A 16,643-nucleotide genomic window follows, 5' to 3' on the forward strand; every position below is an offset into this window, starting at 1 on the left:
AGTTGATTACCTCACTTTTTAACGTATTTTTGTGCTGCTTGTGGTTCTATTCCAAATAGTGCAAATGCATCAGACAGTTCCTTAGGAACGGATGGAGCCAAGTCTTCGGATGTATTGCCTAAGACTGCGGCTCGTTTGTTCAAACGTTGTTGTTTAAGCACGTCTTGTTCTGCCAACTTGCGTTGATTACCAGCAATTGCATCGCGGTTAACTAGTTCATAAGCGTCGATTGGATCATATCCGCGCTGTATCTTCGCCTGTATATCAGGCGTGTACCATGACGCTGTACCCTCTTCTGGAGTTTCCTCAGCCAAGTGCGGATATTTAGCAAAGAGGTCTTCCCAGCCCTTCAGTTGCTGTGCTTCAGCCTCTTGAGCCTTCACAGATTCTTGCGCGGTTTTCTCTCGGTATAAAACTTCCTTTGCTTGTTGTAGCAATGGGTTGTTGTCAAGAAATTCTTCAAGTTGTTGCGGATCCCATCCAGCCTCGGTATATTGATCCACCATGGCTTGACGTAGAGATTGGAAACTATCTTCCTTATGTTTAATGGCTTCTTGTTCCAAGCGGTCTAGGTTCTCCATGTACTCTTTGTGAGAAGAGAAACTGTTCAGCTTGGCCGTGCGCTCCAATGCAGCTTCATAATCTTTGGCTCGACCTTCGATCTTGTCATAGTTCAGACCCTTTCGAGCGTATTCGTCCACCTGATCTTCTGGGACAAATACATCTTCTTTGTTGTACTTGTAGGTTCTTCCCTTGCGTTCTGGCTCAGGTTCAGTCTCTATGGATGGAGATTCTTCCTCAGCTTCTGCGACAGGTTCAGTAGGTGCTATCCCAAACAGTTCTAAAGCTTCATTGACTCCAGTGGCAGCCTGTGGTGAGGCTTCCGGTGTGATCTCTTCGCTATGGGAGGCGTTATCGGTCACGTTTTCCATGTTCAAACACTCCTATCGGATGGCTCCTATGGGTGGGAGCGAGGTAAAAGCAATATAAAAGGCCACTCCTACGACTAGGAATGGCCTAACTATGCTGGTTGTTTCGTATCTTTAATGAGTGATCCAGCCACCTTAGCGGCTTCTAATTGCATCTTTTGTTGTTGCATGGACTGGTCAAACTCTTTATCTTGCTGATTTACAGTTTGTTGTTCCTGTGTAACCTGTCCAACCTGCTGCTGTAACTGTTGATTCTCTGCTGAAAGTTGTTCAGCTTGCTGTTGTAGTTTCTGCAATTCCTGCTGTTTCTGTAGTTCTACGTTCATCCGTTCCTCAATGACACTGATAGGTTCCATACGACCATGTTCAATAGTGTACAGTAATGCTCTGGCGTCTATCATTGGCATTCCGGTACGCGGATCAATGGTTTTGATTAGGTTATTGGCTGTGGCGATCCAATAATCTCGGTCAACGGGTTTATCCGCTGAGATATTCACCTTGATATCGAAGATAGGAACATACTCTTCAGTAAGGTCTAGAGTCTCTTGTGTGCCATCTTCTAAATCATTCGTTAACGTTGTAGGTACTCCACTAATTAAGCTATCACGACTAACTTCCACCTTACGTCCAGTGACTCTTGCGACTCTGGCAGTAGTATAAAACTGAGCTATAAGCTCAATGTACAAAGTGAATACTTCTGTCATGGCCTGTGTGATAGCATCTGTCACTGGATTAAGTCGATTACTAGCTGCTGCAATCAATGCTTTTGCTTGCTCACCACTAGTAACATTGCTGGATGCCTGACCATTGGCGCTATCAAACTGTCCAGGTATCTTTTGGAGCATGTTTAGATAGTAATCAATCATGCTAAACACAGTTGATGGTACAGTTACACCTTGCAACTCTTTTATTTGATTATTAGTAAGTGCTCCCATCGCTGTAGGTAGCATAGCTCCAGCTGTTGACCGTTGATCTTGCCATGTGGATACGCGGTTAATAGAACCTTCCTCATACATAATGGCGCTATTACCTTGCTTACTCATGGTCTCAATAGCTAGCTCTGTGAACTTATTTAGCATCGTTTGTGGCTTGATCATATCTCTACCGAATCCCTTGCCGTGTATGTTACCCTCTAACGGGAATAATGTACGAGCGCTGAACGGGTATTTACCATGATCGTAGACATAAGCCTTATGCTCCAAGAATACGCCACCAGACGATACGTATATGCAGTGAATGCCCTCCATTTTTCCATCAGCCTTGGCTAATGATTCGGATGGATCCTTACCCTCATTTAGTTGAGTGGTTGCTAATTCTTCGAATAGTTCTTTATCTTCAGCAGTAACCATTTTTGGAAGTCCGCGGTACCAGTATTCAATGAGTCCTGATACTTTATTGTTAGCGGTGTCCTGTCCTAAGTATGAATCCGTATAATTAAAGCTGCTCTCTGAACTAATGGCGTGATTAAATATCTCGACATCGTTCACGTCCATATCAGACTGTACCTTAGCCCCTTGTTTCTCCCATCTCTCACGGAAGTATTCCAACGTTTCAGGGGTCTTGATGATCACAGCACCCATCTTTTGTAGGTAAATGTAGTCTCTCACTCGTGGATCAGGAAAGAATGTACCCAAGTCCACGGGGATAATGTCGTTCTGTCCATCAAAACGGTTCATGCCTCTGCCACCTTCGACAGTAGGGTCATAGATTACCTTGAAGATCAGTGGACCATGCAGTACAGCAGTGTGGATGGCTCTGTAATACTTTGAACCAAAACCGATCTGCCTTAGTTCCGATGGCATGAAGTCATTTAGGTCTTGAGCTTTCTGTTCATCTGATTCCTCTTGCGCTTCAAAGTCTGGATAGGGATCCCAACCAGTAATCTTGCCAACAATGCTATCAATCTGAGCACCGAAGATATTGTCAACATTACTAGGACGCAGATTATTAATATTGTCAGGACGTAACCCATGCCATTGATCTCCTTTGTAGAAGCGTCCTTCCTGCCTCCATTGTTCGTCCATCTGCTGCCTGTTTTCTTTGAACACATCAAAGTCCTGCATCACCATGTCAACGATCTTCTGCTGTTGCGGTGTATTGATTGGTTCCTTTGTCTCGCTATCATCCACACCGAAGATACCCTCAATCAGCTTCTTTACTTTCCCTGCCAAGTTATCACCCCCTATTGCCCAAGTTCTTCAAGCAGATGCGTATCATCAGCCCAGCTTTGCGGCTTACGTCTTGGCACATCTGCAAACACCACTGGCTTTTGTTCTGATGCTTTATACTCCTTGTAGTCCTTAGCCATCACCTTTTCAGTTAAACGGTCATTCAGACGTAGCAGATAGCCTATAGCGCACAATAACAAAAAAACCACTGCCAACAGCGCAATGATTACTAATTGTTCCATATGATCACCCCTTACCAGAATCCTCGTGCTTTAGGTGCATCCTCTTCTTCGTCATCATCGTGATCAAATCGCTGTTGTCTATTACTTTGCTGCACTGCTGACCATGGACGTTCTGTTCCAACGTTTTGCGGTCTGCTCATGCACCAATAACGTAAAGTATCAGGAACATGATCAAGTGGATGCTGTGCCACATCTTCAACCATCTTGTCATCGTGGACCATTGATGGAATGGACTCAATTGTCTTCAAACATGTGTTGAATATCTTAAGCTTCACATCCTTATAAATCGAACCACTCACATGATCAACTTTATCAAATGGATGTAACCACTCTCTCAATCGTTTCCAACCGTTCACGCGTTCCTTTTTGGCTTGAATTAACAGAATGTTTTTCTTGATAAACAATTCTGCTGGTGTGACATTCTCTGTTTTAGATCTATTCCAAAACGATGTATCAGCTACCGTATAGTCATACGACTCAACACCGCTGTTTAGCCAAACCATTTCTACCTGTTCGCTGGTCAAAAGCTTGCTCTTTACGAATTCACGATATACATAAGCCGTTCCTTTGGGATCTAGCGCCACCCATATACAAACAAAAGGATCATTGTACCCTTCATCCATGGATCTAAATCGTTTCCATTCTCTCGGAATATCGAACGGCTCACATACATGTAAGGACCTATTGAATTCACTAAAATATTGACCAGAGAACGTGTCCCAGTCTCCATCTAAGAGTTGCTTACGTTCCTGTTCGGATAACTTCATCAATCTGACAATATAGTTTGGATCGGCTTCTAATAGCGCTGGATTGTCCTGCACCTTCGCAGGGATGAATATACGCCTAGTGATAATTGGTTCCTTCGTGTCTGGATGATAAAGTTTATCTCCGCTATCATCAACCTCATGGATAGCATGTACTTTTTCCCATTCACCCACATCAATGAAACGCTTCTTCACCCAAGCATGCCCAACACTTCCGGGGTTAGTTGTACTCTTCACATATCTCGGATACGGCTTTGAACCGCGCAAACGGGATAACATGTATGTGTACCAACTTTCCTCAAACTGTGTTAATTCCTCCCACCTGATTACGTCATACTCAGCACCTTGATAGTTTGCTTTGTGTGAATCGCTGTCAAAGTAGGCTAACTCGATGATAGACTCATTAACGAATGTCCACTCATGCTTTGATTGATTATACTTACCAAGTTCCTTAGGATAAGCCACAATCGTTCTAGCAATGATCGAACGTTGTAAGTCTGGGAAAGTCCGTCTAAATATGATTTGGCGACTACCAGGACATTCTAAAGCATATTGTAATGCGTCCCATATCGTAGCTTCGGACTTTCCCCCACCAGCAGCGCCGCCGTATAAGAGTTCATCAATGTCATTTGTTTGGTGGTAAAGTATCTGTCTTGGTTGTGGTTCATAAGGTATAACTACGGTGTTCATTTATCCACCTTCTTCATGTTAGAACTGAATACCACTTGTAGCGCTCCCCCACCTTCACCAGTTACTTCAACCTTATCCTTGAACATTCCGTAATGCTTGGCTACGCTGTCCAGTGCTCCTTTAGCTACTGCAGGATCTACATCCTCATTGTTCTCAATGATCTTCTTATACTTGTTTAGCACCCACTGGACACTCATGCCCGATTCTTCCTGCATTTTGTCCGTTCTTTGTCCGATTTCGGACATTACGTCAACATTTGTCAACAAACGGCTTGCAGCTCTCCTTGCGGCTTCCTCTGTACATTTGTACCCAGCACGCAGATAAGCTGCTGTTCCATTCATATCCTTCATGTACTCGTTAACGAAGTTTATCTGCTTATCCGTCAATGCCATTGTTTTCACCTCACTCCAATTTAGTCCCACAGAATGGGCAGTACATCGGGTACATATATGAACCACCATCATCCACTGTCATGACCCACTCTTCATCTTCTTTGAATACCTTGCACTCACCCATACGTTTTAAGGTGTTATTCTCTTGGCAAGTGTGATCCACTATCTCACCTCCAGTAGTAAGTTAAGTAAATGACTCCTGTGTATGCTATAAACATTGATGTGTATAAGAGGTATATCCATCGGTCTGAATGCTTCAACCCTATACGGCCTCCACTTCGTTAAGCGTATTCGGTCGAACCGGAGAAAAACAAAAAGAGCAACGGCGATAACCGTTACCCTTTATGTGTGATGGGACTAGCTGAACCTCTATGAGGACAGTTAAACCACAAACCATGCGGCGTACCATCTATGTGCGGAAATGGTGCGGATCGAACGCACGACTAGCCTACTGGAACCAACTTTCCAATACATTGTTCTAGGAACGCCGTCACGGAATAAAACCGTGGATATCGTCGACTGTTCTCCCAACTGAACTACATTTCCGTTTACCCGATCCCTGTAATCCCATGAGCCGACCGGAACTCTCAGTGAGATAAGTGTTTATACACTCAATAAAGGGCTACTAACTAGGACTGTACACCTAGCTTTGGTCTGATTGGTTGGAATCATCTTTGTAGCGCCTTACTCAATGTATAAAGTATATATAAAGCGTGTGTGTTCGTTAGACATTATGAGGATTGTCAGCTTTACCTTATGATTAGGATAATCACTGTTTTCCATCCGTATTGACGTTTACGGTAGTATCCCAGCCTGTCACACGCTTTATTTCTTAAAAAAGTAGCGTCGACCCGTAGCAATCGACGCTGAGTAAGGAGTGAACATTAGTGAATGAAAGTGACGAGGAATCAGCACTTAGGGGCGGTTCGCGCGCTACCGAATGCCAATTCCTCATGCTTACATAATATCATGATGCTTTTGTAGTTTGTGTTCCCTCTTTGTTCCTTTTCATAACTTGTTTCCGCAGATAAGATTCACTATATCCAAGTTCCGGTGCCATCTGACGGTATGTTTTGTTTTCAATTATCTGTTTGTATATAACTACATTTGCCAGACCTTCGAACTGAGCTGCGTATTGTTCCATTTCGTTTTTAACTTCCTGTAGATGGTCCACCTCTGCCTGTATTAATTCCAGTTCATCAATTGCTGCGTTATACTTCTCGATCCCTTTATCAAGTGGTATATGGCAATAAATAGATGACGGCATCCCTCCTGAGAATAACACTGCATGGGCCATATCTACCCGTCTCCTAATCTCCATCTCACGAATTTGCATGATACGTAATTCAGAAACTGTATCATTGTACGAATCCTGCCATTTCATGTGTATCCCCCCTATAGATAACTTTTTATTCCTCTTCGATTACTTCCAGACTACTTATACTGTACGGTATTGCTATGTTCATTCCATCGAGTACAACGAATACCCATGGATTTGTAATACGGTCTACTGTCCCTTTACTTCCTGACTTGTGGAGTACTCTATCGCCTTTTTTCATGAGAGAAAAGCAGCCGTTAGGCTGCATCCATCACTGATCCAAATACTGCTAACTCAAGCGCTTCAAGTCTTTTTTCAACAGTCGATCCAACCATACTTGATGTGCCTTCAGCCAATCCAGTGATTGTGCCTTCGTTTGTAGGTTCTTCTTCTGTTCGAAAAGATGGGACTGTTACTGGCTCGTCCTCCACACTGCTATGTTGTGCCATATCCTCATGATTACGTTCTTGCTCTTGGAGGTAGGCGGTGCGAAACGATTCTGCATCCTCGCTGGTCACCACCCGATATTTTCCTTTCTCCAAGTACTTAAACCGAATAGTTTCATCCGTCTCTGCGAGTTCTGCAAGATAATGAGTACGTCTTATATCATCTTCCCAACGCAGGTTGTAAATGACAGCCTTGGATTCTTCCTCCTTGCGGCGTTCTTCTTCCCACTTATCACGAGCACTCCGAACATCTACCTCTACCACTTTCGCAGCATTTGCGGCTCCGATTGCAATTTCTTTACGAAGATCCTCCAAATGGCTATTCAATCTAGTGATTTCCTCGTTTGCTTCATCCAGCGCTTTAGCAGCTGCATCACGCTTACTAATTGCGTCATTGATATCTAATTTAGCGGTATCAACAATGTGCTTCAGGGCTTCGTTCGCTTCTTCGGACTGATTATGTTTATCTCGCAACGCTGCATTAGTGGTTTCAAGTTCTTTTATTCTCAGCAAGTTTACCTTTTTCATTTCAACAATGGCGTTTTGAATCACAGAGTTAACATAATTATAAGATGCCTCTGCTTTTTCCTCGTTGTAATTGATAAAAAGATCCTTAGGATCTATACCTTCAAAGTCCAGACTGTCCATAAACTTTGCGGCTTCTGCCGTAACTACCTGTAATTCCTCAGCCTTACTCTGTTCTTCGATGGTAATATCGATAGCTTTGATGTCGTTTTCTAGTTGAGTAACCTTTGCCCCATCCTTTACGGCTCCGCGCTGATTTTCCGTGTTCAACTCATACTGCAACTGTTCCTTTTTAGCTACTAATTCCGATATTTCCACGAATACCCCTCTTTTCGTCCAAATGTTTTGATATTACCTATATTATACTATATTTACTGCCATTATTGTAATATTATCTCTTGTTTTCTTCGTGTTTCTTTAACTTTATTTCACGCAGATATTCTCTTTACCAGTCTCTTTTCAATGAATTTATACTTATCTACTCTAAAGCCAATAGGAGGCTCATACAGCTACTTTAAGTTGCGGTCATGTATTTGCTTGTCCAACGTTATAAGAGTGCCTACACGGGCTCCGTATTGGCTCACAAGCTCGTAACTGGTGCCAAGGTTGATCCACGCCGCCATCATGCGCTTATCTCTCGTATCTGTAAGTCTGGATAAGCGTGCATGAATAGCTTTTTCTTAAGTGAGTAAACGGGAGTCTTCATCCCCTTAACATCCTCGATCTCTTGATGTCCATCTGCATAAGTTACTAAGAAGTCTGCTTTGTACGTGATAGCCTGTACACGCTTGCCTGTGGCTTTGTGTTTGAATCCGGGCATTAATACGTATGATGGCTGTAACTCGACCTCTGTGACCTCACCAGCGCGTATTAGAAGCATTAATTCACGGTATCTCTTGGCTTCTGCTCGTGAATCGAAAACTATCTCGTCAACTTGCGTCTTTTTCGCCCCGTACTTGCTTTTCATTCTTCTTCCCACCTTTCTTACCTGACATGTAGTGGTTCTTATTCCGCGGCGTTGGGTTGAGTGGTCCGTACTTCTCCCAATCCTCTGCTGTCATCTTTCTTGTGGTTTCTTCACTGTGAACACTCTGCCGATTCGGTGGCGGAAAGCTGGATACTACTGGCATAGGGGATATACGACGGTGGCGTTTGATTCCACTACTCATAATTGATCGTCTCCTTTGATTGGGGTCTCAGCCCCCTTATAAGTTCATCCAGCCCTGCGGCCTCCGCTACGCTAAGTATTGCGGTCGTTTCGAAGGCCTATCGTCCTAAAACATACCTTTTACCGCCATCAGCACAATTATTTGCAGCAAGTGAATTATCTGATCTAAGAGCAATCCGCCTTTTAAAGCGTCCATCCTGCCATATATCCCTACTGGCTTAGCCTTGCAATAGTCTGCAATCGCATGGATCACGAACAGGAATATAACATCGTTAAAGTTTACTCCGTACCCTAGCAGATGCACTGCTATAAGGATGGTTCCGGTCCAGATTCCTGCATGTGACACAAGCGATATGAGGTTCTTGCCCTTAGTTGTAGCGAGGAACTCTCCTTGTAACGGGTAATCTGCCAGCAGGTGGGCGAATATTAAAATCAGTAGTGTCATTGGTTATATCCTTCCTCAACCGCCTCATAGGTTGCTACGAAGATATCCGGCTTACACGGGTAGAACTCGCCCTTTACGCCTCTGATGATGAAATCTCCCGGACTAGCTATCATCGCACCTTCCAGTGTGTAAATTTTCAAACCATCACTTTTGATATATCGCTCGAAGTTATCCCATCTTTCATGGTCTTGGCGGGTTTTAAGCACTACTGGTTTATCCATAAATCCGTAGATTTCAAAAGCATTGTCACCTGTAAACTGTACGGCTTCGATCTCTACAGGCTTTTTTCTGAACTTCGGCATCTATTCGCCCTCCTTGTTTTCTTGTTCACCTTCTTCAACATCACATTCAGGACAAATTCCGTCACCGTTATCTGGTCCAAGGTATTCTTTACAAACGCAGCAATAGTGTAAATCGGGTAAGTATGCCATCACTTCTCCCCATCCTCATAAGTAATGACTACCTTGTCACCTTGGATCTCTAAACTCATCAACTTGGCATTGGTATCTATCCCGTTTTCATCCAGGAACAACGGTATGGGCACTATTACTTGCTGCTTGGTAAAGTTAAATTTCATGATAAATCTCCTTCTTCCAATGCTTTTTTGGCAATGTGATAAAACGGATTTGGCGCTGCTGCTTTAATTTTTTCTAGTGCTTCTGTCATTATTTTCAATCTTGCAGCTCGTTCATTTGCAAGTTCGGAGTAATGCAACGCTGTTTGTTCCCTTATGATTATTTTTGCTTCATACTCTTCTAATCCTGTAAGCATCTCGATAATTGAATCGCTCGCAAGTGATCCATATTTCTCAAACGCCCGTTTCATCTGCGCAATACGTTCAGGATCCATGATCTATTTGACCTCCTCAGGCTGCAAATATGGTCCTACGTTTTCCCGGAAGAACCTATATCCCTGCTTACTCATAATCACCACATGGATTGAGTCCTGTTCAAATGACCCGAAGTTCCTGCGGATGTATCTAATGATCTGCCGGCGGATGAACCGTTTAATCATGGCTGCCCCTCCTTGGGTGCTAGATCTGGCAATAGTCGCTTAAGTTGCTCTTCGTCATACAGCAGTGTCCCTTCACCATTGCAGATTTCACAAGGTTCAATGGTCGGTGCTTGGTCTTCATGCGGGATCATAAACCTCTTTTCCCCGTCACAGTGGAAGCAGACATGCCGTGTCTTTAGTGGTGTGGGTGCTGGGGTATCTGGGTATAGGGTGGACATAATTTCTGATGCACCCATGATCGCCTTCCACGCAATCCACGTTTCGTAACTCTCGTAAGCAGATGGACGATCATTGTAGAATTTACCGAAGAAATATGAGTTTGCTTCTTGGAATGACCATTCTTCATGACCTTCTGGCAAGTTGTAGTTCATGATAATGCTGCCAAGTGAATTACCTGCCACCAAACATCTACCGATTGCCCGTTTAATCTCTTGTTCCCGTTCTCCGCGCTCTTTGGCTTCTTGGAGCCAGTACCCTAAAGCTACCTCTGTTGGTTCATGTTCTATGGATGGTGGAAACGGGTTGTTGCAGAGCGTTTTGGCATGCTCGAAAATATTGACTCTCTCCATATCCTTTTGCCAGTCCCTTTGTGTCATTGAGCTTTCTCCCCGACATGCGTTTGATCGTAACACCACACGCTGATTTTACCGTTCAAGTTTTTTTGTGTGGCGCTGGTTATGACTCCACTTTCCTTCATATCTCGTAGTACCTTTTTCCATTCCGTTTCTTTAGCTTCGACTTCAAATCTATTCATCTCTTATATCCTCCTTGTGGGAGAGGAGGGCTATTAACCCTCTCTGTCCCTGAATTTTCGTACTGTGCACTAACCTTCTATACTCATTGCGATAGCTAAACTGCTATCTTCATTTACTTTGCAATCTGCGCAGATTTGTAAATCCCCATATATCTCTTGCGTTTTCTTCTTCTTACTGCAAAAATCACAAATCTTCATTTTCTTCTTCCTAATGCGTTTATTCATAAGTTCACTCCTTCACAGTTTGCGTCCACTCTGCCTTTGGGAGAGGAGGGATACTCCTACTCCCTTAATGATCTGGTTCGGCCCCCGGCTACGCCTGGGTTATTCAGTCGAATTGTTGTCCTCCGGCCGTGTACCCATAATCTCGCGCGGATGCAGCCTAGCTTTGATCGCCTCGTATGCGTCTGTACGGTCATATAAGGCGTGATATCGGTGATCTAGGTCATTGGTTCCTCTGCCGGCGTTTGGCGCGTACAGAAACGCTGACGGCTGCTCATGCCCATCACCGAGGATCGGTACACCCAACTCTTTGCACCGTGTCTTGCTTAGTAGCACCGCGAAGGTATATTGCTCTCCGTTCCACCTTTGCGAACGCGGTATGAAGTATGGCAGTTTGCTCTCAAGCACTTCTTGGCGGTTGTAACGTCCCTCTTTATTCGGCATTGTCAAAGCTCTCCGTATTAGTAGTTTTAAAAAATATTGCTGTATATTCGTCCGTATTTCCTTCAAATGATGCTGTACTAAAATTTACAGAAATAATATCTTCAGCAGATAGTGTTGATAACCATGTGTTGATAACCGATTCTTTTTCATTAACAAACATTTTTCTTTGTACTATCTTCATTTTTCATTCCACCTTTTCCAGTTCATTTAAATTATGTTTAACAGTCCAGTTCCATCCTCTTGACCCCATCTTCCATGTGACAATTGCGCTATCTGAAGTAATCATTCGCACTGTGCCTGGACGTGATTTATCGACGAATCCAATCGGCACAACCTTATCTCCCGCTTTCATCTCGTACCTCCGTTCCGCATTCACGGCAGCATCCAAAGCGGTCAATTTGTGTCGTGTGATCTTTACAACTTGGGCAATATCCTTCTGGCGGACTGTAACGCGGATCCCTTGGATCGTAATTATTCATTTCTGCGCCCCCTGTAGCGTGATATATGCCGCCTCTGCCCTCTCTCGTGGGCTGGCGTTGAGTAATACAACGATATCGTTATTAGTCCATTCCATATCCCCAGATATCCTATCTCTTACAATCCAAGCTAAACGATTTATAAAATTACTAGCATCTACCTCTATAGCCTTTGCCTGTACCTCTAGGCTGGCAGCAGGGTCAGAACAGTAGTCTGGCCTTTTGTTTGTCCACCGATAGTCAGGTGCTGTTGCCCACGTTCCTCCATGAGCATCCTCTTTAAAATCAGTCCATCCCATCAACTCAGCCAGCGCCCGGTTAAGCTGCTGATCTGTCTTATCCTTTACCTGTGTCATGACTTGACTCCCTCCATTCCGAGCATGATAACTCGCTCGCCGATCCCTTTTCCTGTTATTAGGATGCCTTCAACCTCTATTGACTTACTGGGCAGATGAGCAACCTCATACCCTTTATTGCGAATTGCTTCTGCTAATGGTCCGATCATACTTGGCAGGATACCTATAGTGTCGTATCCACCATCCTTGACCAAAACAGTTATTACGATTGGCTTTTCTTGTGTCATGACTTACCCTCCCTCGGCTTGTACTTAATTTCAGCCTGCTTGTACCCAAAGTAAAAACCTGATAACCCAGCAATCCATAAACAAAGGAAGATCATCATGCCTTGTCGCTCCCTTCCTCATCACCTAGGACTTCCGCAATTGACTTCAAAGCACCATTCCCAATGTCCAACCAGCTTTGGGTTTCTTGTATTGTCCACAATTCATTTGGTTGATCACGTAAAAGGTCGCAGATGGATTCATTTGATACTTCCAACGCCTCACGTTGTCGGGCTATGGTCTGCTGTGCCTCACGGTGTGCTCTAGCTAGTGCGCTATGTTTGTTAAGCAACGAATCGTACTCTCCACGACTTACACAGTATCCTTGAAGCCCTTCATATGCCGCATACGCAAGTTCTGCTTGTTGTTGTGACTCTTCTAGAGCAGCCAGCAACTCTAATACTTCTTGATTTAAGATAAATGCGTCTTCATACCCCTTGCCTGACTGTGCATCACGTTTGATCTCTTCTTTCCGTTCTGGTGTCATATCGTATCTCCTTCGTTGTTAGATGATGTCAAAGCAGCGTACGCTCTTCTTCTCATGGCATCTGCCGTACTACCACTGAGAAAGTCTTCAGTTTGCCATATCTCCTGTAGGGCTTTGTCCTTTTCTTCTAGGAGAGAAAGTAGGTGGTTCATTTCATCCACTGTCATAACTACACCGTATAAGTTTGGATCAGTGTTGAATGATTCTACCCTCTCTTTGATCTCTGTTAGTTTACTCATAGGAACCCCCTATACCTGTTTCGGCTGCCGCTGCGCTGGGTGATTCAGTCGAATTGATGGCCTTCGGCAGTTTATCATCAAGCGATGCATCTACCACTTTCCAGAGGAACATCGTTTGTTCAGGAGTTAGTTCACCTCTTACAAGTTCAAAATTATATGGGTAAGCGTAAGCATCAACTATGAGTTTTTCAAAGTTATTTGCGCGGCTTCTTGTTCCATACTTTTCATTCGGATGTTTATACCTGTACTCAAAATACGATCCACATCCTTCTGTGTCATACAGATGTTCCAGTGCCTCAAACATCGTTTCAAACTGTTCTCCGTCTTCAGTTTCATACATCAGTTTTTGATGGATATTGGTCCAGCCGATATCATCTACATGACGTTTGATATTCCCAACAATTTCTTCGCAAAGTCTGTATTCCTCACGCGGTGATCTACTTTGACCGCCGATTCTTACAAAACCAAAGTCCCCTGCATTTCTAGCGTTAATTTGAATCTCACATTCATTCGTTTCTATTGTTTTAATTTTCACTTTCTTCACTCTCCTCATTTTTTTCTTACAACGCCGTCTTCCCACACCGCTTACACCGTTTGTGCCATCTCCGCATGTTGTAGTCGTACTTGTGGCCGAATAGTCTACATAGGATTCTCATGGGTTACGCTCCTTTCTTTAGGCTGGCTTGTCTTCCACCTCTTCGAACACGTGGCTGATTATGTCTTCACACTCCCACATTCCCCAATTGATTTGTTGCGGTGTGAGCATCGGTAACATCCTACGTAATTCCTCGTATTTCATCGTTCTGCCGTGCTTGTTTAAGTGTGTTATGAGTGCAGTGTACACCGTTAGGTAAGTAGGATTGGTATCTAACTGTATCTGTTCTGGTGTGTACTCTAGCGACTGGCTGATACCGTTGTACTTCTCAATAGCTTTTTCATACCTTCGATCTTCTGGTGTGATAGAATCAATGAACTCCGCGCCTTTCACCAACTGTACTAGTTTCTTCTCTCTTAACATCTCAATCATATTTCCTAATCTACTGGTCACGTCCCCGCCTATAAGCAATTCCCGATATTCGTCCTCGGTGATTTCACCACTTTTTAACGCTCCCCTGGACAATCGGCTGAACACTCCATCCCAGTTCATGAGCCCTCCTTATCTGTAATCGCTGATTTTTTGGGTTGTCTTATCAAACCTCAGGTTTGCCCTGCCAATCTCTCCATTGCGGTGCTTCACTATGTCAATTTCAACGACTCCCTTATAGTTTGTGTCTGGGTTGTAGTACTCGTCTCGGTAAGCAAGCATAATCACGTCCGCTGATGTCTCTATTCCTGTAGATCCTGCAAGGTCACTCACCTTAGGACGCTTGTCCTCTCTTGACGCGATTGCTCTGGATACTTGCGACAATCCCATAACATGAACATCATCATCAAGTGCTGACTTTCGTAATTTCCGGCATATTCTCGCAATAGCACTACCACCGTTGTCGTTCGTCTCTCCGGTTTCCCCTACGTCTTGGATGTAATCCACTACCACGAAATCAAGTCCTTGCTTACGCTTTAGATATTTAATCTTGTCGCATATCTGATCCGCGGTAAGTCCGCGAGTATCGTCAATGTATAGGCTTTTCAGCTGTTCTTTAAAGCTTGGTATTTTTTGATACTGTTCTTTCAGCAAACGACCCATCTTCAAATCTCGGCTATTCACTTGCATGAGGCTGGACATCATCCTGTTATAAAGATCACGCTTAGACATTTCTAGTGAGAACATCGCACATTTGTATCCAGCGGCGTTCATTCTAAGTAACATTTCAATCACAATTGCTGTCTTCCCCATGCTCGTGTAACCGCCTAGTACGGAAAAGTGCTGCCTATGCAATCCGGTTAGTATAGAATCTATCTTAGTTAGTCCGGTTAGCATCCCAAAGGCTTTAGTTGGGTCTTCGGCAATTTCCATGATGTACTGGAACCACTTTTCGACGTCTCCGGATGTATCTGAAATGTCCTCACCTTCCGATGTTTGCAGATGCATAATCTCTTTCTGCACTTCGCGAAGGATATCGTCTGCATCATTCGTTCCTAGCTTAGATATCATTTCTGTGCCAATAACGTACAGGTCATGCTTGATCCGTGTACGCTTCATTTCCTTGATCAGCGATGGTAATCGATTCTCGTTAAAGAATGTTTCTTTCAACATCTTTACATCTTCCAACCGTTCTACTGGACACTCCTTCGACCTCACCACTCCAGCGAATGTCAGACCTTCTGAATCATCAACATTTCTCATTACACGATACAACCATTCGTAATCCAAAAATAAATCTGGTTTTAAAAGTGGTAAGCACTCTCTGAACAACTCTGGTTCATTGAGGAATATTCCTAACGCTTCCTCATGCGCTTCTAGTGTCCTTGCCCATTCTTTTTGCATACTCAGCCTCCAAGTAAGGATCTATTTGGGTTGGTTCTTCTAATTTTGGTTGGTAGGGTGTTGACTTTGTATATCCCTTTTTCTTTATTGCATCTATAACCCATCTTTTTATCGTGAGATAGTCAGACTTGGTTTTATAACCTTGTTCAATCTTGTAACTAGAAAGGTGACTTATACTTACATCAGCCAAATCCTTACCATATTCAGTGCAAAGTTTTTCATATTCGCTTTCTGTGAGAGTGATATTATCGGCACAATGTTTTTTCTTTTCTTTCTTTACATTCTTGTTAGTTGTTAGTTGCTTGTTAGTTGCTTGTTGATTGCTTGTTGAGTTGCTTGTTAGTTCGTCATCATCACCCTGATAAATGTCCCAGTTTACAATGGTTATAAGCCTGTTTTTGTTTGTTGATTCGTTTGTTAAAAAATCACTCTTTTCTAATTTCAACAAGCAAGTCCTTATATTCTGAATCGTGACATCTGAAGCGCATTTTTCTTTAATTCCATCGAGTGAAGTGATAAACTGCCCGGGCTTAACTTTGAAGGTTTCACCCTTAAACACCCATTCGTTTTCCTTGTGATTAGCCATCAATAGAACGTTGATCATTACATCTCTTTGTTTACTGTTTAGCTGTCTGTACAACGGGCTATCTTGAATCTGTCTGTAAAGCTTTATCCAGCCTCCCATGTAGACACCACCTAAACTGCCTTTTTCTGAATTTTCTCTACCCACTCAAGAACTTCGTCTTCATCGAATCGAAGGGTGCGCGGTGTGAGTTTTTTATGTGGCATCCCTTCTCTCATGAGACGGAATATGGTGCCTCTGCTAACTCCAAGACGATTTCCGATCTGTTTGACATTAACTAGCATGTTCGT

31 protein-coding genes and 1 tRNA gene are annotated in these 16,643 nt (G+C 43.5%); all 32 read right to left on the reverse strand.

What is annotated here, in order from left to right; translation table 11 throughout:
* Window positions 1-11: 11 nt before the first annotated feature.
* The 32 genes from MKZ09_RS31390 to MKZ09_RS31540 all read right to left on the reverse strand — a co-directional run bounded on the left by MKZ09_RS31390 (window position 12) and on the right by MKZ09_RS31540 (window position 16,637).
* Window positions 12-932, reverse strand: coding sequence for a hypothetical protein (locus MKZ09_RS31390; protein WP_076205490.1), 921 nt, complete (start codon window positions 930-932; stop codon window positions 12-14).
* 89 nt (window positions 933-1,021) lie between these two features.
* Window positions 1,022-3,100 carry a portal protein gene (locus MKZ09_RS31395; protein WP_076205485.1) on the reverse strand — a complete coding sequence of 693 codons (2,079 nt, stop codon included), beginning with the start codon at window positions 3,098-3,100 and terminating at the stop codon, window positions 1,022-1,024.
* Window positions 3,101-3,111: 11 nt separating this feature from the next.
* Window positions 3,112-3,339 carry a hypothetical protein gene (locus tag MKZ09_RS31400; protein WP_076205480.1) on the reverse strand — a complete coding sequence of 76 codons (228 nt, stop codon included), beginning with the start codon at window positions 3,337-3,339 and terminating at the stop codon, window positions 3,112-3,114.
* Between the two features lie 11 nt (window positions 3,340-3,350).
* The gene (locus MKZ09_RS31405) at window positions 3,351-4,793 is read right to left on the reverse strand and encodes a terminase large subunit domain-containing protein (RefSeq protein WP_341041699.1); all 1,443 of its coding nucleotides are present in this window, start codon (window positions 4,791-4,793) and stop codon (window positions 3,351-3,353) included.
* On the reverse strand, window positions 4,790-5,185 hold the full coding sequence (locus MKZ09_RS31410; protein ID WP_076205471.1) for a terminase small subunit: 396 nt from the start codon (window positions 5,183-5,185) through the stop codon (window positions 4,790-4,792). The genes MKZ09_RS31405 and MKZ09_RS31410 overlap by 4 nt, the downstream gene beginning before the upstream one ends.
* Window positions 5,186-5,195: 10 nt before the next feature.
* Window positions 5,196-5,348: a hypothetical protein gene (locus MKZ09_RS31415; protein ID WP_179089572.1), complete on the reverse strand. Its 153-nt coding sequence runs from the start codon at window positions 5,346-5,348 to the stop codon at window positions 5,196-5,198.
* A gap of 253 nt (window positions 5,349-5,601) precedes the next feature.
* A tRNA-OTHER gene (locus tag MKZ09_RS31420) sits at window positions 5,602-5,731 on the reverse strand.
* 421 nt (window positions 5,732-6,152) lie between these two features.
* Window positions 6,153-6,569, reverse strand: coding sequence for a hypothetical protein (locus tag MKZ09_RS31425; protein WP_076205467.1), 417 nt, complete (start codon window positions 6,567-6,569; stop codon window positions 6,153-6,155).
* Window positions 6,570-6,760: 191 nt separating this feature from the next.
* The gene (locus MKZ09_RS31430; RefSeq protein WP_076205463.1) at window positions 6,761-7,792 is read right to left on the reverse strand and encodes a hypothetical protein; all 1,032 of its coding nucleotides are present in this window, start codon (window positions 7,790-7,792) and stop codon (window positions 6,761-6,763) included.
* Between the two features lie 304 nt (window positions 7,793-8,096).
* The gene (locus MKZ09_RS31435) at window positions 8,097-8,441 is read right to left on the reverse strand and encodes a DUF1064 domain-containing protein (protein WP_076205459.1); all 345 of its coding nucleotides are present in this window, start codon (window positions 8,439-8,441) and stop codon (window positions 8,097-8,099) included.
* Window positions 8,404-8,643, reverse strand: coding sequence for a hypothetical protein (locus tag MKZ09_RS31440; RefSeq protein ID WP_143767332.1), 240 nt, complete (start codon window positions 8,641-8,643; stop codon window positions 8,404-8,406). Before MKZ09_RS31440 ends, MKZ09_RS31435 begins: the two co-directional genes overlap by 38 nt.
* 105 nt (window positions 8,644-8,748) lie before the next feature.
* A complete protein-coding gene (locus MKZ09_RS31445) occupies window positions 8,749-9,087 on the reverse strand; it encodes a DUF3307 domain-containing protein (RefSeq protein ID WP_076205455.1) in 339 nt (112 codons plus the stop codon).
* Window positions 9,084-9,389 carry a hypothetical protein gene (locus MKZ09_RS31450; RefSeq protein WP_076208810.1) on the reverse strand — a complete coding sequence of 102 codons (306 nt, stop codon included), beginning with the start codon at window positions 9,387-9,389 and terminating at the stop codon, window positions 9,084-9,086. The genes MKZ09_RS31445 and MKZ09_RS31450 overlap by 4 nt, the downstream gene beginning before the upstream one ends.
* 128 nt (window positions 9,390-9,517) lie before the next feature.
* Window positions 9,518-9,664: a hypothetical protein gene (locus MKZ09_RS31455; protein WP_179089693.1), complete on the reverse strand. Its 147-nt coding sequence runs from the start codon at window positions 9,662-9,664 to the stop codon at window positions 9,518-9,520.
* Entirely contained in the window at window positions 9,661-9,936 is a 276-nt protein-coding gene (locus tag MKZ09_RS31460; protein ID WP_076208791.1) for a hypothetical protein, read from the reverse strand. Before MKZ09_RS31460 ends, MKZ09_RS31455 begins: the two co-directional genes overlap by 4 nt.
* 3 nt (window positions 9,937-9,939) lie before the next feature.
* Complete coding sequence (locus MKZ09_RS31465; protein ID WP_179089692.1) at window positions 9,940-10,101, reverse strand: hypothetical protein; 162 nt, start codon at window positions 10,099-10,101, stop codon at window positions 9,940-9,942.
* Window positions 10,098-10,697 (reverse strand): hypothetical protein, encoded by a 600-nt coding sequence (locus tag MKZ09_RS31470; protein ID WP_076208790.1) that lies wholly within the window; start codon window positions 10,695-10,697, stop codon window positions 10,098-10,100. The genes MKZ09_RS31465 and MKZ09_RS31470 overlap by 4 nt, the downstream gene beginning before the upstream one ends.
* On the reverse strand, window positions 10,694-10,855 hold the full coding sequence (locus tag MKZ09_RS31475; protein WP_341041703.1) for a hypothetical protein: 162 nt from the start codon (window positions 10,853-10,855) through the stop codon (window positions 10,694-10,696). The genes MKZ09_RS31470 and MKZ09_RS31475 overlap by 4 nt, the downstream gene beginning before the upstream one ends.
* 69 nt (window positions 10,856-10,924) lie before the next feature.
* On the reverse strand, window positions 10,925-11,080 hold the full coding sequence (locus MKZ09_RS31480; RefSeq protein ID WP_179089696.1) for a hypothetical protein: 156 nt from the start codon (window positions 11,078-11,080) through the stop codon (window positions 10,925-10,927).
* A 99-nt stretch (window positions 11,081-11,179) separates the two neighbouring features.
* Window positions 11,180-11,521 (reverse strand): hypothetical protein, encoded by a 342-nt coding sequence (locus MKZ09_RS31485; RefSeq protein WP_076208794.1) that lies wholly within the window; start codon window positions 11,519-11,521, stop codon window positions 11,180-11,182.
* Window positions 11,511-11,702: a hypothetical protein gene (locus MKZ09_RS31490; RefSeq protein WP_076208795.1), complete on the reverse strand. Its 192-nt coding sequence runs from the start codon at window positions 11,700-11,702 to the stop codon at window positions 11,511-11,513. Before MKZ09_RS31490 ends, MKZ09_RS31485 begins: the two co-directional genes overlap by 11 nt.
* A 3-nt stretch (window positions 11,703-11,705) precedes the next feature.
* A complete protein-coding gene (locus tag MKZ09_RS31495) occupies window positions 11,706-11,873 on the reverse strand; it encodes a hypothetical protein (RefSeq protein WP_341041704.1) in 168 nt (55 codons plus the stop codon).
* A gap of 123 nt (window positions 11,874-11,996) precedes the next feature.
* Entirely contained in the window at window positions 11,997-12,353 is a 357-nt protein-coding gene (locus MKZ09_RS31500; RefSeq protein ID WP_341041705.1) for a hypothetical protein, read from the reverse strand.
* Window positions 12,350-12,580, reverse strand: a complete 231-nt coding sequence (locus tag MKZ09_RS31505) for a hypothetical protein (RefSeq protein ID WP_076208666.1) — start codon at window positions 12,578-12,580, stop codon at window positions 12,350-12,352. The genes MKZ09_RS31500 and MKZ09_RS31505 overlap by 4 nt, the downstream gene beginning before the upstream one ends.
* Window positions 12,581-12,674: 94 nt before the next feature.
* On the reverse strand, window positions 12,675-13,103 hold the full coding sequence (locus tag MKZ09_RS31510) for a hypothetical protein (RefSeq protein WP_076208667.1): 429 nt from the start codon (window positions 13,101-13,103) through the stop codon (window positions 12,675-12,677).
* Window positions 13,100-13,342, reverse strand: a complete 243-nt coding sequence (locus tag MKZ09_RS31515; protein WP_076208668.1) for a hypothetical protein — start codon at window positions 13,340-13,342, stop codon at window positions 13,100-13,102. The genes MKZ09_RS31510 and MKZ09_RS31515 overlap by 4 nt, the downstream gene beginning before the upstream one ends.
* The gene (locus MKZ09_RS31520; RefSeq protein WP_076208669.1) at window positions 13,335-13,877 is read right to left on the reverse strand and encodes a hypothetical protein; all 543 of its coding nucleotides are present in this window, start codon (window positions 13,875-13,877) and stop codon (window positions 13,335-13,337) included. Before MKZ09_RS31520 ends, MKZ09_RS31515 begins: the two co-directional genes overlap by 8 nt.
* A gap of 25 nt (window positions 13,878-13,902) precedes the next feature.
* Entirely contained in the window at window positions 13,903-13,998 is a 96-nt protein-coding gene (locus tag MKZ09_RS34565; RefSeq protein ID WP_076208670.1) for a DUF1660 family phage protein, read from the reverse strand.
* Between the two features lie 17 nt (window positions 13,999-14,015).
* Window positions 14,016-14,489, reverse strand: coding sequence for a hypothetical protein (locus tag MKZ09_RS31525; RefSeq protein ID WP_076208671.1), 474 nt, complete (start codon window positions 14,487-14,489; stop codon window positions 14,016-14,018).
* A 9-nt stretch (window positions 14,490-14,498) separates the two neighbouring features.
* Complete coding sequence (locus tag MKZ09_RS31530; protein ID WP_076208672.1) at window positions 14,499-15,770, reverse strand: replicative DNA helicase; 1,272 nt, start codon at window positions 15,768-15,770, stop codon at window positions 14,499-14,501.
* Entirely contained in the window at window positions 15,733-16,455 is a 723-nt protein-coding gene (locus tag MKZ09_RS31535; protein ID WP_076208673.1) for a hypothetical protein, read from the reverse strand. Before MKZ09_RS31535 ends, MKZ09_RS31530 begins: the two co-directional genes overlap by 38 nt.
* A gap of 11 nt (window positions 16,456-16,466) precedes the next feature.
* Entirely contained in the window at window positions 16,467-16,637 is a 171-nt protein-coding gene (locus MKZ09_RS31540; RefSeq protein ID WP_179087512.1) for a helix-turn-helix transcriptional regulator, read from the reverse strand.
* Between the last annotated feature and the right edge of the window lie 6 nt (window positions 16,638-16,643).

Origin of the sequence: Paenibacillus sp. FSL R5-0908, from assembly GCF_038006245.1 — a bacterium.
GTDB lineage: Bacteria > Bacillota > Bacilli > Paenibacillales > Paenibacillaceae > Paenibacillus_AQ > Paenibacillus_AQ odorifer.

Coding starts and splice junctions, on each gene's coding strand:
- MKZ09_RS31505 (WP_076208666.1), bottom strand. CDS start 12,580: ATGACACAAGAAAAGCCAATCGTAATAACTGTTTTGGTCAAGGATGGT.
- MKZ09_RS31495 (WP_341041704.1), bottom strand. CDS start 11,873: ATGAAAGCGGGAGATAAGGTTGTGCCGATTGGATTCGTCGATAAATCA.
- MKZ09_RS31485 (WP_076208794.1), bottom strand. CDS start 11,521: ATGCCGAATAAAGAGGGACGTTACAACCGCCAAGAAGTGCTTGAGAGC.
- MKZ09_RS31490 (WP_076208795.1), bottom strand. CDS start 11,702: ATGAAGATAGTACAAAGAAAAATGTTTGTTAATGAAAAAGAATCGGTT.
- MKZ09_RS31410 (WP_076205471.1), bottom strand. CDS start 5,185: ATGGCATTGACGGATAAGCAGATAAACTTCGTTAACGAGTACATGAAG.
- MKZ09_RS31450 (WP_076208810.1), bottom strand. CDS start 9,389: ATGCCGAAGTTCAGAAAAAAGCCTGTAGAGATCGAAGCCGTACAGTTT.
- MKZ09_RS31465 (WP_179089692.1), bottom strand. CDS start 10,101: ATGATTAAACGGTTCATCCGCCGGCAGATCATTAGATACATCCGCAGG.
- MKZ09_RS31440 (WP_143767332.1), bottom strand. CDS start 8,643: ATGAGTAGTGGAATCAAACGCCACCGTCGTATATCCCCTATGCCAGTA.
- MKZ09_RS31510 (WP_076208667.1), bottom strand. CDS start 13,103: ATGACACCAGAACGGAAAGAAGAGATCAAACGTGATGCACAGTCAGGC.
- MKZ09_RS31475 (WP_341041703.1), bottom strand. CDS start 10,855: ATGAATAGATTTGAAGTCGAAGCTAAAGAAACGGAATGGAAAAAGGTA.
- MKZ09_RS31405 (WP_341041699.1), bottom strand. CDS start 4,793: ATGAACACCGTAGTTATACCTTATGAACCACAACCAAGACAGATACTT.
- MKZ09_RS34565 (WP_076208670.1), bottom strand. CDS start 13,998: ATGAGAATCCTATGTAGACTATTCGGCCACAAGTACGACTACAACATG.
- MKZ09_RS31540 (WP_179087512.1), bottom strand. CDS start 16,637: ATGCTAGTTAATGTCAAACAGATCGGAAATCGTCTTGGAGTTAGCAGA.
- MKZ09_RS31525 (WP_076208671.1), bottom strand. CDS start 14,489: ATGAACTGGGATGGAGTGTTCAGCCGATTGTCCAGGGGAGCGTTAAAA.
- MKZ09_RS31455 (WP_179089693.1), bottom strand. CDS start 9,664: ATGAAATTTAACTTTACCAAGCAGCAAGTAATAGTGCCCATACCGTTG.
- MKZ09_RS31390 (WP_076205490.1), bottom strand. CDS start 932: ATGGAAAACGTGACCGATAACGCCTCCCATAGCGAAGAGATCACACCG.
- MKZ09_RS31460 (WP_076208791.1), bottom strand. CDS start 9,936: ATGGATCCTGAACGTATTGCGCAGATGAAACGGGCGTTTGAGAAATAT.
- MKZ09_RS31425 (WP_076205467.1), bottom strand. CDS start 6,569: ATGAAATGGCAGGATTCGTACAATGATACAGTTTCTGAATTACGTATC.
- MKZ09_RS31470 (WP_076208790.1), bottom strand. CDS start 10,697: ATGACACAAAGGGACTGGCAAAAGGATATGGAGAGAGTCAATATTTTC.
- MKZ09_RS31480 (WP_179089696.1), bottom strand. CDS start 11,080: ATGAATAAACGCATTAGGAAGAAGAAAATGAAGATTTGTGATTTTTGC.
- MKZ09_RS31530 (WP_076208672.1), bottom strand. CDS start 15,770: ATGCAAAAAGAATGGGCAAGGACACTAGAAGCGCATGAGGAAGCGTTA.
- MKZ09_RS31500 (WP_341041705.1), bottom strand. CDS start 12,353: ATGACACAGGTAAAGGATAAGACAGATCAGCAGCTTAACCGGGCGCTG.
- MKZ09_RS31445 (WP_076205455.1), bottom strand. CDS start 9,087: ATGACACTACTGATTTTAATATTCGCCCACCTGCTGGCAGATTACCCG.
- MKZ09_RS31535 (WP_076208673.1), bottom strand. CDS start 16,455: ATGGGAGGCTGGATAAAGCTTTACAGACAGATTCAAGATAGCCCGTTG.
- MKZ09_RS31400 (WP_076205480.1), bottom strand. CDS start 3,339: ATGGAACAATTAGTAATCATTGCGCTGTTGGCAGTGGTTTTTTTGTTA.
- MKZ09_RS31515 (WP_076208668.1), bottom strand. CDS start 13,342: ATGAGTAAACTAACAGAGATCAAAGAGAGGGTAGAATCATTCAACACT.
- MKZ09_RS31435 (WP_076205459.1), bottom strand. CDS start 8,441: ATGAAAAGCAAGTACGGGGCGAAAAAGACGCAAGTTGACGAGATAGTT.